Annotated in this window: 12 protein-coding genes and 1 tRNA gene; 6 read left to right on the top strand and 7 right to left on the bottom strand. The window is 63.3% G+C overall.

Going from position 1 to position 14,168, the window contains the following annotated elements:
• The first annotated feature begins 390 nt into the window (after positions 1-390).
• The 5 genes from YQ44_RS04075 to YQ44_RS04055 all read left to right on the top strand — a co-directional run bounded on the left by YQ44_RS04075 (position 391) and on the right by YQ44_RS04055 (position 4,404).
• Entirely contained in the window at positions 391-903 is a 513-nt protein-coding gene (locus YQ44_RS04075) for a glycine zipper 2TM domain-containing protein (protein ID WP_034747447.1), read from the top strand.
• Between the two features lie 238 nt (positions 904-1,141).
• Entirely contained in the window at positions 1,142-1,930 is a 789-nt protein-coding gene (locus YQ44_RS04070; RefSeq protein ID WP_071322291.1) for a spermidine synthase, read from the top strand.
• Between the two features lie 47 nt (positions 1,931-1,977).
• Positions 1,978-3,759: a GspE/PulE family protein gene (locus YQ44_RS04065; RefSeq protein ID WP_071322290.1), complete on the top strand. Its 1,782-nt coding sequence runs from the start codon at positions 1,978-1,980 to the stop codon at positions 3,757-3,759.
• Positions 3,760-3,827: 68 nt separating this feature from the next.
• Positions 3,828-3,903: transfer RNA gene (locus YQ44_RS04060), tRNA-Lys, on the top strand.
• A gap of 102 nt (positions 3,904-4,005) precedes the next feature.
• A complete protein-coding gene (locus tag YQ44_RS04055) occupies positions 4,006-4,404 on the top strand; it encodes a hypothetical protein (protein ID WP_071322289.1) in 399 nt (132 codons plus the stop codon).
• Here YQ44_RS04055 and YQ44_RS04050 read toward each other — a convergent pair whose 3' ends face one another.
• Both YQ44_RS04050 and YQ44_RS29255 read right to left on the bottom strand, forming a co-directional pair.
• Complete coding sequence (locus YQ44_RS04050; RefSeq protein WP_156894684.1) at positions 4,405-4,872, bottom strand: hypothetical protein; 468 nt, start codon at positions 4,870-4,872, stop codon at positions 4,405-4,407. It abuts the gene before it with no gap.
• Between the two features lie 39 nt (positions 4,873-4,911).
• Complete coding sequence (locus tag YQ44_RS29255) at positions 4,912-5,925, bottom strand: lysozyme inhibitor LprI family protein (RefSeq protein ID WP_071322287.1); 1,014 nt, start codon at positions 5,923-5,925, stop codon at positions 4,912-4,914.
• A gap of 206 nt (positions 5,926-6,131) precedes the next feature.
• Here YQ44_RS29255 and YQ44_RS04040 point away from each other — a divergent pair, with 206 nt between their 5' ends.
• Positions 6,132-8,279, top strand: coding sequence for an alpha/beta hydrolase family protein (locus YQ44_RS04040; protein ID WP_071322286.1), 2,148 nt, complete (start codon positions 6,132-6,134; stop codon positions 8,277-8,279).
• 55 nt (positions 8,280-8,334) lie between these two features.
• On the opposite strand, the gene YQ44_RS04035 is transcribed toward YQ44_RS04040, so the two are convergent.
• From YQ44_RS04035 to YQ44_RS04015, 5 genes are all read right to left on the bottom strand, one after another.
• Positions 8,335-9,627 (bottom strand): MFS transporter, encoded by a 1,293-nt coding sequence (locus YQ44_RS04035; protein ID WP_071322285.1) that lies wholly within the window; start codon positions 9,625-9,627, stop codon positions 8,335-8,337.
• A gap of 277 nt (positions 9,628-9,904) precedes the next feature.
• Positions 9,905-10,636 carry a BON domain-containing protein gene (locus YQ44_RS04030; RefSeq protein WP_071322284.1) on the bottom strand — a complete coding sequence of 244 codons (732 nt, stop codon included), beginning with the start codon at positions 10,634-10,636 and terminating at the stop codon, positions 9,905-9,907.
• Between the two features lie 100 nt (positions 10,637-10,736).
• On the bottom strand, positions 10,737-11,408 hold the full coding sequence (locus YQ44_RS04025; protein ID WP_232251048.1) for a hypothetical protein: 672 nt from the start codon (positions 11,406-11,408) through the stop codon (positions 10,737-10,739).
• 206 nt (positions 11,409-11,614) lie between these two features.
• Entirely contained in the window at positions 11,615-13,354 is a 1,740-nt protein-coding gene (locus YQ44_RS04020) for a dipeptidyl-peptidase 3 family protein (RefSeq protein WP_071322282.1), read from the bottom strand.
• A gap of 143 nt (positions 13,355-13,497) precedes the next feature.
• Positions 13,498-14,097, bottom strand: a complete 600-nt coding sequence (locus YQ44_RS04015) for a short chain dehydrogenase (RefSeq protein WP_071322281.1) — start codon at positions 14,095-14,097, stop codon at positions 13,498-13,500.
• Positions 14,098-14,168 lie beyond the last annotated feature (71 nt).

Below are 14,168 nucleotides of genomic sequence, written 5' to 3'. Positions count from 1 at the left end.
ATCGACCTGTTATGTATGGATCTCTTCTAGTTGCTCGTCTTATTGCATCCCCGCACGCGGGTCAATGCGCACGCGGTGATTCGATCTGTATCAACTTTTATGCGATTCAGTGCGATTTTATATAAGCCATACGCGTATTAGGGTAACGTGTTGTCCTGCATGAATCAACCCGAATATGATGTCAAACGCAAGATTTGTTACAAACCGCCGGTTTCAAGTCATTTCAACATCTTGTATCGATTGAAAGTGCATGTTACAGACTGTGGGGCGAGGGGCTTGGGCTGTTACATTTTGTTGCCAGGCGAAACACAAGTATCGGTCCGGCGGGATTACTATAGTCCCAAGTTGTAAAAAATACCCTGAAAGATTCTCTACATAACGAGGTTACAAATGAACTTGCAAGCCAAATTGATGATGTCAGCCCTTTGTATCGGTGCATTGCCACTCGCCCAGGCCGCCGACTTTGAAGATTTCGGCAAGGTCGTGCGCGTCGTGCCGCAAGTCGAACAGATCAATCGTCCACGCCAGGAATGCCGTACGGAATACGTGCAGGTGCAGGCGCCGCCGCAACAGCGCAGCGCTGGCGGCTCCATCGTCGGCGGTATCGCCGGCGCCCTGCTCGGCAGCCAGGTCGGCGGCGGCAATGGCCGCACGGCCGCTGCGGCAGCGGGCGCGATTGCCGGTGCCGTCGTCGGCGACCGCGTCGACAACCAGAACAACTACCAGGGCGGCGTGCAGGAACAAGCCGTCAAGCAATGCCGTCAGGTCGACCACTGGGAAAGCCGCAACAATGGCTACCAGGTCACGTACGACTATCGCGGCCGCAACTACACGAGCATCATGTCCTACGATCCGGGCGAGCGCATCCGTCTGCGTGTCTCCATCGAACCTGCTCAGCAGTAACGCCTGACCCAAGCAGCTGCGCGTCGGCATAGGCGGCCTGTGATGCTCACCGGCTTGGCGCCCCCGTACTGGGTACGGTTGCGCTTCTCGGCCACCTCCGCCATCCGCTCGCTCCGCTTCTGCCTGGCGTCGTTACTCAGCAGTTTAAAAATGCCGGCCCCATGTGCTTCTCATGGGTCCGGCATTTTTTATGCCGCCCCGGCACGGGCTATAATGCGGCACACTTTCAGGCCGCCTTATGCTTATCAAACGAAAATCCATCGAACAAGTCGAATCCTCGCGCCCTGCGCGCAAGCCCCGCTACGCCCCTGTCACCCTGTCGGAAATGGATGGCGTGCGCTATCTGCATTTCGGCACGGAATGGGTGCAGGGCGCCATGCGCATCCGCAAGCCGGACTGGCCGGAACTCGAATATGCGCAGCAGATGATGGCCTGGATGCTGTGGATCAAGGAACCGCAGCGCCTCGCCCAGCTGGGCCTGGGCACGGCCGCGCTGACCAAATTCTGCTACCGCCAGTTCCCGCAGGCGCAAGTCGAGGCCATCGAGCTGAACCCGTCCGTCATCACGATCTGCGCCTCGATGTTCAAGCTGCCGCCCAACGACGAGCGCCTGCACGTGCGCGAAATGGATGCGCTCAACTACGTCAACGATGCAGCCAACCATGGCACGCTGGACGCCCTGCAGGTGGACCTGTATGACGCCACGGCGCGCGGCCCCGTGCTCGACAGCGCCGATTTCTATGCCGCCTGCTGCGCCTGCCTGGCGCCGCACGGCATCATGACGGTGAACCTGTTTGGCGACCACCCGAGCTACGCCAAGAACATCAAGGCGATGAAGTTTGCGTTTGCACAGGTGGTCTGCCTGCCGGAAGTCCATGATGGGAACGTGGTGGCGATCGCGTTCAAGACGAAAGTGGCACTCGATGCCGAGGCGCAAGCCGCCTTGCTCGAGCGCGCCAAGCAGATCGTCGCCGACACCAAGCTGCCCGCCAAGAGCTGGGTCAAGGGCATCGTCAGCACGCTGTAAGCGCCGACACGCCCACGCGTGGCCGGCAGCCTTGAAAGGCGCCGGCCATGCCCTCCTCCCTCCCTGCCACAGCCACCGCGAGCGCCACGCTGGACTTGCCGCACCTGCTGCGCTGGCTGCAGGACGATGGCGTGCTCGATGCGGCGCAGGCGGCCACCATCCGCACCCACGCCGGCTTGCTCCCCGCGCCACCCATCCATCCGCTGTGCCATGTGGCCGATTGCCGGCTGTGCTCGGCCCTGGCGCCGCATGCCCTGCTCACGCTCGACGCCCTGTGTGCCTGGCTGGCGCAGCGCGCGGCCCTGCCCTATCTGCGCATCGATCCCCTGCACATCGATTTCAGCCAGGTGGCCGACGTCATGACGGCCGGCTATGCGGCCCGCTTCAACATCCTGCCCGTGGACAGCACGCCGGAACGCATCGTCATCGCCACCGCACAGCCGTATGCGCTTGCCTGGCAGGCGGAACTGGGGACTGTGGCGCCACGCAAGCTGAGCCTCGTCATCGCCAACCCGCTGCACATCGCCGATGCCATCGCGCAATTTTTCAGCCTGGCCAGCGCCGTCAAGGTGGCGCGGCAAGCGTCCACGCAAGACCTGGCGCTGCGCCACAATATGGAACAGCTGGTGGAACTGGGGCGCAACAAGGCCAGCCTCGACGCCAACGACCAGCACGTGGTGCGCATCGTCGACTGGCTGTGGCAATACGCGTTTGAGCAGCGCGCCTCCGACATCCACCTGGAGCCGAAGCGCGACGCGGGCCTCGTGCGCCTGCGCATCGACGGCATGCTGCACCAGGCTTACCAGGTGCCGCCCGTGGTGCTGCTGGCCATGACGGCGCGCATCAAGCTGCTCGGACGCATGGACGTGGTGGAAAAGCGCCGCCCGCAGGATGGCCGCATCAAGACGCGCAATGCGCAGGGACAGGAAATCGAGCTGCGCCTGTCGACCCTGCCCACGGCCTTCGGTGAAAAGCTCGTCATGCGCATCTTCGATCCCGAGATCGCCATCAAGAGCCTGGCCGACCTGGGCTTCCCGCCGGCCGATGCGCAACGCTGGCAACAGCTGACGGCGCGCACGCACGGCATCGTGCTGGTGACGGGGCCCACGGGCTCGGGCAAGACCACCACCCTGTACAGTACGCTGAAGGCGCTGGCCAGCAGCGCCGTCAATGTGTGCACGGTGGAAGACCCCATCGAAATGGTCGAGCCGGCCTTCAACCAGATGCAGGTGCAGGCCGAGCTGTCGTTTGCCGATGGCGTGCGGGCGCTGATGCGGCAAGACCCCGACATCATCATGGTGGGCGAAATCCGCGACCTGGCCACGGCCGAGATGGCCATCCAGGCGGCCTTGACGGGCCATTTGGTGCTGTCGACCCTGCACACCAACGATGCGCCCTCGGCCGTCATGCGCCTGCTGGAGCTGGGCTTGCCCGCCTACTTGCTGGAAGCCAGCCTGATCGGCGTGCTGGCGCAGCGCCTGCTGCGCTGCCTGTGCGCCGACTGCAAGCAACCGGATGCGGCGCCGGGCGCGGCGCAATGGCACAGCCTGGCCGATGGCCAGCTACCGCTCCCGGCAAGCGTGTATCGCCCCGTCGGCTGCGCCGCGTGCCGGCACAGCGGCTACCGTGGCCGCGCCGGCATCTACGAGCTGCTCGGCGTGACGGAAGCGTTCGGCCAGCTGATCAAGTCCGGCGCCGACCTGCACGCGCTGCGCCGCCAGAGCATCCTCGACGGCATGACGCCGCTGCGCATCGCCGGCGCGCACAGGATACGCGACGGCAGCACCAGTATCGAGGAAGTGCTGAAGCTCACGGCGGCCCTGCATTGAGGCATCTACATTTTCGTGCAGGAATGCTTTGCATTCTTTTTCAACTGATATATAATGCGGCCTCTTTCGGGTCGTTAGCTCAGCTGGTAGAGCAGCGGACTTTTAATCCGTTGGTCGCAGGTTCGAATCCCGCACGGCCTACCACGAATGCGCAGTACCAAAAAGCCCATCCTCACGGATGGGCTTTTTGCATTTCCAGCCCCGGGGTTATACTGGCGCCTCGTCCCGCCAGCCCGAAAGAAACGCATGAAACCTGCCGCCTTCCTCCTCCTGGCCACCGCGTGCCTGTCCGCGCAGGCGCAAACGCCGATCGTGCTCGATGGCCAGTACAGCGCGCGCACGGATGAAATGAGCCTGGAGATGATCGGCAAACGCGTCTGCTTCGCGCCCGACAAGGCGCAGTGGGGACGCCTGCCCCGCCCCGCGGCCGCGCACGATGCGTGGTTCTGTTTCAGTAACGACACCGAGGCGCGCCGCCTGCTGCGCGTGCCCGCGCGCCAGGCCGACAATTGCGGCTGGCAAGCGCGCGCCCGCATCGTCATCGACACCTATCAGCCCTATGTGGAACAGGGCGACGGCAACGACATGGCGCATCTGGCATCGGTGGTCAAGGTGGCGCAGCCGAACGCCATCGCCTGCGAGTAATCAGCCCAGTTCGTATTCCTGCAGATAGCGGGCGAACAGGTCGCCATCGGCCAGCGGACACGCAAACCCCGCGCCCCAGTCGGCCAGCAGCAAGCGCTCCTTCAAGGGCAGCAGCAACAGTTGCGGCATGCCATCGCTGCACCACAGGTCGCACACGATGCCCTTGTCGTCCAGGCCGGCAAACAGGGTTTCCGTCTGCTCGCCGCCAAAGGCCAGCACATTCTTGCATTCCACGCGGCAACTGCTGTAGCCCGTGTAGACGGCGTCGTAGGGCGGCAAGGCATCGGCCAGCGCCAGCCGCAGCTGATCGGCCGTGAGGCCCAGCGCGGACAGCGGCGACGGCGGCGCCTCGGGCACATACATCTCCGTCCAGCCGGCGCCGCTGCGGTGCGCATCGGCAAACGCCTGCTGCTCGCCCATCTGCGTCAAACAGTGCTGCAGGTTATCCAGCGGCAGCAGTTCGATCATGCAAAAATCATCTTCGTGGTAATACGCTTCCCGCATTTTTTAATTCTCCAGCAAGTCTTGCAGTTGCACATTACGCCGCGACGTCAGGCGGCCAGCCCACGTCTCGCTGGTGACGGACGGATAGCGCACGGCGCCGAAATTCATCCAGGCATCGCGATACGCCAGCCACAGGCGTTGCGTGGCGCGGATGCCATCCTTGCCGACAGCGCCCGCATAGGTCGCCGCCGGCTTTTTCATCAGCTTGCCGTAGATGGCGTTGAGCTCCTTGTCGAGCGCGGCCGCCTGCTCCTTGGACATGCTTGCCGGCAGCTTGCCCGCCTCGTAGTCGCGCAGATCGTGCGCCAGTAAATCGAGCTCGGCCGTACGGGCGGCGATGCTCAGGGCGGCGCGCGCCGTGCCGCTCAAGTCCGTTTCATGGGCCGCGCGCGCGTCGGCAAACCTGCCCGCCGCCGCCTGCAGTTTTTGCAGCGACGCCTGCGCCACGGCAGGCATCGCTTCGCTCGCCTTGCCCGTTGCCTGCGCGCGCACGCGCTGCTTCTGGCGCGCATCGATGGCGCTGCACACGCCCATCATGTAGCCGCTGGTGATGTCGTCGCACAGGTCGATCATGCCGCGCCCGCTGGCGTTAATCTGCTGCAAGTGTTCGATGCGGCCCTGCATCTCGGCCGGCGCCGCATCGATGCTGCACGCATACTTGAGCGCCAACAACGTATCCTTCTGCACGCCCTGGCCGTTCTGGTACAGCATCATCAGCACGGCGCTGTTCTGCGTGGCCAGGGCACAATGGCGCACGGGACGCCAGTCGGCGGGCTTGGGCGAGGACATACTCTTGGTATCGTAATACAGGTCCGTCGCCTGGCACTGCTGCAAGGCGGTCACGGCGGACGGCGCCGGCAAGTCGGCCGGCGGCGGCGCACTATCCTTGACCTTCAGGCAAGCGGCATACCAGGCCGTGCTTTCCGCGTGGCCCACGCCCATGGCGCTGGTATTCGGGTATGGCGCGGCAGCGGCGGCAAGCGCCTGGGTTGCCAGCAGCGCGCCTGCACCCAGCAATAGCGTTTTCAATAAGGGTAGACAAATTTTCATGTTCAGGCAGCGCCAGCGTGAGTAAAGCGGCAAGTTTAACTGATCGGATACGCGTGGCCCGTCCGCCACGCGCGCGGCGGCCTGGTAAGTAACGGTTCATGGCCTTGGCAGTGCAGGAAACGATGGGCAATAATGTTGCCCGCTGTACTTCTTTCACTTCCCGGACCACGCCCATGACCTTACCCCGTCTTCGCCGTTCCATCGGCTCCCTGCTGATCGCAGCGGCCTGCGCCTCGCTCGCCCACGCCGCCGATACCACGCCTGCGTCGCCAGTTGCCGCCACGCAAACGAATGCCAAACACGCCATCACGCATGAAGACGTATGGCTGATGAAACGGGTCGGCGCACCCGTCGCCAGCCCGGACGGACGCTGGGCCGTGTTTTCCGTCGTCGACAGCGCCTACGACAGCAAGGATCAATGGTCGGACCTGTGGATCAAGTCGCTGCTTGACGACAGCCCGGCGCGCCGCCTGACCTTTTCCAAGGGCGGCGAAGGCGCCGTCGCCTGGTCGCCGGACAGCCGCCAGCTGGTGTTTGTCGCCAAGCGCGACGGCGATGAAGCGGGCCAGATCTACCGCCTCGACGTGGCCAACGGCGGCGAAGCGCAACGCCTGACCTCGCTGACCCTTGGTGCGCGCATGCCGAAATGGAGCCCCGATGGCAAGCAATTGCTGTTCATCAGCGATATCTACCCTGGCAACAAGACGGAAAGCGACGTCAAGCAAAGCGCGAAAGAGCGCAAGGACCGTAAATACAGTGCCCGCTCGTATGAAACGACGGCGCCCCGCTATTTCGACAAATGGCTGACCGACAAGCAGGTGCGCCTGTTCATCGTCGACGCGCAGCCTGAGGCCGCGCCGCGCGACATCCTGTCGGGCACGCAACTGGTCACCCTGCCGGGCTTTGGCGGCGGCCAGGGCGATGAAGGACAATCGCTGGACGCCGTCTGGACACCGGACGGCAAGGCTGTCGTCTTCAACGCGGCCACCAACCGCGATGCGGCCCAGCGCGAAGCCGTGTATTCGCAATTGTATTTGCTGCCCGTGGCGGGCGGCGAGGCGCAGCGTTTGACGCAGGACAAGCATAGCTACGGTTCCCTGAAATTTGCGGCCGACGGCAAGACCCTGTTTGCCTTGAGCGATGCGCAAACGCCGGGCAAGGTGTATGACGTGAAACGCCTGGCCAGCTTCGCCTGGCCCATGAGCAGCCCGGCGCCGACGATACTGACGGCCAAGCTGGACCGTTCGATTTCCCGCTACGTGCTGCCGGACGGCGGCAAGCGGATCATTTTCAGCTATGAACATGCGGGCCTGGAAAAGCTGTACTCGATCGACGCCAGGGGCGGCGACGTGCGCGACGAGGCTTCCCTGCCAACGGGTACCATCAACTCGCTGAGCAGCGGCGGCAAGGCTTTGGTCGGCGTGTGGGAATCGGCCATCAACCCGCCGGAAATCTATGCGTTCAACGGCCGGCAGCCGAAGCGCCTGACGGCCTTCAACACGGACAAGGCGGACAAGATCGACTGGCAGGCGCCCGAGCATTTCTGGTTCACGACGGCCGACGGCCGCCAGATCCACAACATGCTCGTCAAGCCGGCCAATTTCGACCCGAACAAGAAATACCCGCTGTTTACCGTCATCCACGGCGGCGCGGCCAGCATGTGGCGCGACCAGTTCGTGCTGCGCTGGAACTACCACTTGCTGGCCAAGCCCGGTTATGTCGTGCTGCTGACCGACTACAAGGGCTCCACCGGCTACGGCGAGGAATTCTCGCGCTCGATCCAGTTCGACCCATTGAAGGGCCCGGGCGACGAAGTCAACCAGGGCGTCGATGAAGCCATCAAGAAATACCCCTTCATCGACGGCACGAAACTGGCCGCTGGCGGCGCCAGCTATGGCGGCCACCTGGCCAACTGGCTGCAGGCGACCACCACGCGCTACAAGGCCATCGTCTCGCACGCGGGCGAAATGGATCTCATCATGCAATGGGGCACCAGCGATGGCGGTTTCGGCCGTGAAACGAATGCGGGCGGCCCCGTCTGGTCGAACCTGCCCGTGTGGCGCGATCAAAGCCCGGTCATGCAAGCGGGCAATCACGAAAAAGGCACGGGTTTCACGACGCCTATCCTGATCACCGTGGGCGAACTCGACTACCGCGTGCCCGCTAACAATGCCTTGATGAACTTTGCCGTGCAACAACGCCTGAACGTGCCGGCCAAGCTGCTCGTCTTCCCGGATGAAAACCACTGGATCCTGAAGGGCGAGAACAGCCGCTTCTTCTACAGCGAAGTCGAGGGCTGGCTGGCGAAATACCTGAAATAATCCTGCCGCGTACTTCTTGAAAAGCCAGGCTCCGCGCACGCGGGCCTGGCTTTTTTCATACCGCCTGGGCTACGGCCACGGCAGCCTTCTGGCGCTGGATCGCCAGCACCAGCAGCGCGGCCACGAGGCAGGCGGCACCGGCCGCGAACAGGGCCGGATTGTAGGTCAGCATCAAAGTGCGGATGCGGCCCGCGCCATATGCGGCCACGGCGGCGCCCAACTGGTGGCCGGCGAAAATCCAGCCAAACACCATGCCTGCCCGCTCCTTGCCGAACGTGGCGCCCACCAGTTTTACCGTCGGCGGCACGGTGGCTATCCAGTCCAGGCCATAGAACATGGCGAACAGGGACAGGCCGTACAAGGTGAATTCCGAATACGGCAGCCAGAACAGGGACAGCCCCCGCAAGCCGTAGTACCAGAACAGCAATTTGCGATTGTCATAGCGGTCCGACAGCCAGCCCGACAGGATCGTGCCGAACAGGTCGAAGGCGCCCATCATGGCCAGCACGGAGGCAGCCGGCACGGCCGACAGGCCGGAATCGCCGCACAGGGAAATGAAGTGCGTCTGTATCAAGCCATTGGTGCTGAGGCCGCAGATGAAAAACGTGCCAAAGAGTATCCAGAAGGTGCGGTTCGCTGCCACGCTGCGCAAGATCACAAACGGCGTGGCAAACGTCATTTTCGCCGCCGGCACCGGCGCCAGGGGCGTGGCCGGATCGGCGCCGTAGGGCCGCAGGGCCACATCCTGCGGGCGGTTGCGCATGCAGAAAAAAGCCAGGACGGCGACGATGGCGCAGCTGGCAAAGACGGGCATGACGGCCGTGCGCCAGCCGAAGTGCTCGATCAGCCAGGCGCCCACGGGCAGGAACAGCAGCTGGCCCGTGGCCGAACTGGCCGTCAGCACGCCCACCACCAGGCCCCGGTGCGTGTCGAACCAGCGGTTCGCCACCACGGCGCTCAAGACCAGCGCCGTCATGCCCGAGCCCAGCCCCAGCAGGATGCCCCACAGGGCGACGAGGTGCCAGAACTGCGTCATGCGCGTGGCCAGCAACATGCCGGCCGCGATCAGGCCCAGCGCCACGCAGATGACGTTGCGCAAGCCGAAGCGTTCCATCAGGATGGCGGCAAACGGTCCCATCAAGCCAAACAGCACGAAACGTACGGCCAAGGCCGAGGAAATCTGCTCGGCATCCCAGCCGAATTCGCGGCTCAGCGGCTGCATCAACGCGCCCGGCAAGCCCAGCGCGGCCGACGAGGTCAAGGCCGTGAGGAAAGTAATGGCGACGATGACCCAGGCGAAGTGGATGCCGCGCCGTGCCAGCCATTGCGAAACAGGATAGGAAAGCATGCTGTCCTCATGAGAAAAGAATGGATATCACCCCACCTGCCGGCGGGATTTTCCTCATGTTATATTATGATCGTAATTTATACAAGCGAGTTCAACTCTGCTGTTGTTAAAGACAGATCTCGGAGCAGCCGCCTGCGCGCAACAAGCCGCAATAGCCAGGCAGTGCGACACGTCGGCCCGCGCAGGGGCAGGGAAGCGCCCGATTGCGGCACATCCCTGCCAACCCGGGCTGGCGCTACGGCCTGCCCGGCGCTTGCCGGACAGACATTGCCCTGCCTTATTTCACCTTCAAGCCATTCTTCACGTCCGTCACGCCTTCCACGCCGCGGGCCAGGTCGCCCGCTTTCTTCACTTCAGTTTGCGACGGCACGAAACCGCTGAGCATGACGACGCCGTTGACCGTTTCCACATGCACATCCAGCGCTTTCAAGGTGGAGTCCTTCACCAGGTCCGCCTTGATCTTGGTGGTGATGACGGAGTCGGACATGGCCGTCTTGGTACTGCCGGCCGCATTGCGCGTCATGCAGGCGGCCTTGGCTGTCGCATCCATGGCGTCGCAGTTTTCCTTCGCCACGGCAGGCGGATTCTGCGCCACGTTGGTGCCTGCCTTGGCGCCCGTGTTCGCGTCGGCCAGGGCCGCCGTTTTCGCCGCCTTGGCATCGTTCATGCACGTGGTTTTATCGACGCCCGTGCGGTCGCCGCACTTGGCGCGGGCCAGGTCATACTCGGCATTGGCCACGTCCTTACGAGCCTTGCTCAGCTCGCGCGGCGTATTGCGATATTGCGCTACGGCATCCGAATCGGCCTTGGCGCGCGCCACCTTGGCTTCTTCCACGCAGACTTTTTTCGCGTTGCCGCTGTGCGCATCGCAGGCGGCCTTGGCTTGCTTGTAGTCGTTTGTGGCCTTGTCGGTCAGGCTCTTGTATGAGGTATCTTGCGCATAAGCGGGTGCCGCGGCAAGCAGGGCGCTGGCGCTGGCGGCCAGTACGAGTGCGATCATTTTGTTCATGATGGTTCCTCTCTGGGTTAATTGATGCCCAGATTAGACCGCTGCCGCGCGCAAAGCTCCGTGCGACAGCACACGCTGGCAAGCCATTCACGCGAAAAACTCACGGTCCTTTGTCGCCGCTCAAACCCATCTGCCACAAAACTTGCGCCTGTTCAAATGGTGAAGCAGCCCCATCAAATTCAGCCCCGTTTTCCGCCAGCGCCAGCCATGCCTGCGTGGCGTGCGAACCGCCCACGCCTCCGCCGCCGGCACGCACGCCGCGCATCCATGCCAGCACCTCCTGGTAGTGCTCAGGGTGGCGCCCATGCATCCACGCCAGCGCCACCAGGTCCGCATAGCCCTCCTCGCGGCGCGTGTCGCGCAATTCCTGCGCCAGCCGTTTCAACTTGCCCCGCTGCATGCTGGGCGGCTCGACAAAGCCGCGCGGCAAGGCATGCCAGTCGCCCTGCGCATAGCGCCGGCAATGGCCGATCTCGTGCGCCGTCATCGCTTCCACCATCGCACCCTGGCGCGCGGGCGGCACGCCGCGCAATACGGCTTCGGCTTGCGCATTGCCGCGCAGCGACAGCACCAGCTTGCAGCGCCCTGCTTCGAAGCCCAGCGCCAGCGGCACGGCGCCGGGCGCCTCCTGTGGCTGCACGATGATATCGAGCGGCAAACCTTGTGCACGCGCAAACGCGATGACGGGCTGGCCCGCCTGCAGCCAGCGCGTTTCCAGTGCGGTGAGATTGGCGGTGGCCACGGCGGGCCGCACAACGATGAGCAAACTCATCAGTGAGAGCAGTTTCAACATGGGTCAACAGGCAGGATGGGCGCGCAATGGAAGGAGTGCGATGCATGGTGGCGAGTTACCGCTGTAGAGTAAGCGCCAGAAAAATTTCCACAAGGAAAAACTGGCAACTTTTCACAAAAAAGACGAAAAAAAACCGGTGCGGGAGCACCGGTTTTCACACTGACAATATGCCGTCTACGCCAGGTTTATTTCTTTGCCGTCATCGCCTTGTCCAGCGCGCGCGCCGTGACGAATTCCGGGCGGATATCGTTGGGCACGGCCTTCATCTTGTCGAGCGCCACCTGTACCTCAGGACGAATCACCACATATTTGGTCATCAGGTCTTTCGCGCGCGCATAGTTGCCCGTCGCCTCGATGGTCAGGAATTCGCGGTCCAGGTCGATCACGGCCTGCTTGATCTTGCTGAAGTTGACGCCGAACTTGCCGTCGCCCAGCGCAACAAAGCCGCCCTTGTCGAGGATGTAATTCATCTGGATGGCCATGCCGCGCGCATGCGAATCCGTCAGGCCGAAATGCAGGGTGCGGAAACCGGAGGCAAGGAAAGTGTTGTACAGCTTGCGCTCAGCCGCCTCGCCCTGGCCCAGGGTGTCGTTGAGTTGCCCCTTGTCCATCATGTAGCGCAGCGCGAACAGGCCCGTGATATCGGCCTTGGCTTCCTCGATGGTCGAGTATGCTTCCTTCAAATCCTGGCGCGGCGTGGACGCCTTGCCGTCGACGACGGTCGCATGCGGGCCCAGGCCATGCATGATTTCATGCGCGAGGATGTGCGTGAAGAAGGAATTGAAATCCACGTCCTGCTGCGCTTCGGGCGTCAGCACCAGTTTCGAGATCGGCGTCAGGGTGGCCTTGAACTTGGCTTCCTGCACGTTTTTCAGCATCACGCGCTTCGAGCCGCGCGCGCTGATGATGCGCTCGTCATTGGGCAGGTTGTAGGCGGCCGTCTGCACGGCCATGTTGCCGTCGCCGGCGCCATACACCTGGTTGACCACCACCATCGGCGCCAGCGCGCCCACTTTCGGGTTGCGGTACCGGGCGTCGAGCGGCAGGTTGTCTTCCAGCTCCTGCATGTGCTTGGCGAAGAAATTGAGCTTTTGCGTCTCGGCCTGGTCGCGGATATTCACGTAAGCCTCGAACGCGGCCTTGTAGCCGAACAGTTCGTCGTTATACGTCTCGTAGGGGCCGATGGTGATGTCGACGGGCGCATCGAGGTCCATCCAGGCGAAATCGGACGGCAGGTAGTCGTTGTCGAGGAAAGCCTTGGCGCGCAGGGTGAGGAACTTTTTCAGCGACGCATTGTCCGTGGCGGCCGCCGCCTCGTCGAGCAGCCTGGCCAGTTGCTTGAGTTCCACCTTGTACTCGTCCGAATACTTGACGGTCTGATATTTGCCATCCTTGCCGGCACGGATGGTGGTGAAGAACCATTGCGCCTGCTGCTTGTCCTCTGCCGGCAAGCCATTCATCCACGTCTCCAGGCTGGCCTTGGTGGCGCCCTGCGGATAGAAATTGCCCGCTTCCGGCTTGTGCGCGGGAATGGCCATGCCGGCATAGCTGGCCGGCATGAACGAGGCGTGGGCGTCGAGCACCGACCACGGCCCCTTGTTGATCCAGAAATAATTCAGGCGGGCCTGGCCCAGGGCCGACTTGTCTTTCTTCAGGGCTGCCCACAGGGCTTCGTTGCCGGACCAGCGCTGGCGCAATTGCAGCACGTCGACCAGCTTGGCCGCCTCGACCAGCTTGGCGATGGCCTGGCGGTCACCGGCGGACAGGTGCGCCGTATCGGCAGTCAGCTCGACGGGAGCGTAGCGGGCGCTCATGGCCGTCAGTTGCGCGGCGGTGGCCGGTGTTGCTGGCGTGGCCGCTTGCGGCGCGGCGCAGGCGCTGCCGACGGCGGCGGCCATCAGCAAGGGAATCAGGATATTTTTCATGGGGTCTCGGTTAGATTATTCTCAGGAAAAAAAAGCGGCTGGCGCGGATGGCGCGCGACCGCTTTCTTGCTCAGCCTGCGATTGTAATCCACCTGCCCCCTGATCTGCCCCATCACCTGCCGGGCGCGGTTGGCCAACCCGGGTTACCAGACCTTGTATACCTGCCCCGTCTGCGCGCCTTCCACGCTGCGGCTGTAGGCAAGCGCCACGCGGCTGGCCGCGGCCGGCTCGAAACCGTAAAAGAACGGGCCATATGCTTCCAGCGACTCTTCCAGCACCGTCGGGCTGACCACGTTGATGCGCACGCCACGCTGCAATTCGATGGCGGCGCCGCGCGCGAAGCCTTCCACGGCCGCATTCGTCATCGTGGCGGCCGTGCCGAAACGGATGGGCTGGTCGGCCACGATGCCACTGGTCAAGGTGATGGAACCGCCATCGTTCAGGTATTCCTGCGCCACCAGCGCCACGTTGACTTGCCCCATCAATTTGCTTTCCAGGCCCAGCTGGAATTGCTCGGGCGTGAAATCGGCCAGCGGGCCGAAATGCAGCTTGCCGGCCGTGACGACGACGGCGTCGACCTTGCCAATGCGCTTGAACAGGGCGCGCACTTGCGCGATATCGCCCATGTCGGCCTGGTGCGTGCCCGAGCGGCTGCCCACTTCGATGATTTCATGGCGCTGTGCCAGTTGTGCCGAGACGGCCTTGCCGATGGTGCCGCTGGCGCCGATGATGACGATTTTCATGATGCTGTCCTTGTCTGCTGTTGAACGATGGAGCCAGTATGCGCCGCTTCAGGAAAGCAATAAATACGCTA

Source organism: Janthinobacterium sp. 1_2014MBL_MicDiv, from assembly GCF_001865675.1.
Classification (GTDB): domain Bacteria; phylum Pseudomonadota; class Gammaproteobacteria; order Burkholderiales; family Burkholderiaceae_D; genus Janthinobacterium.
The sequence above is the reverse complement of the archived record's forward strand: the minus strand, read 5'-3'. Positions and strand labels throughout refer to the sequence as shown.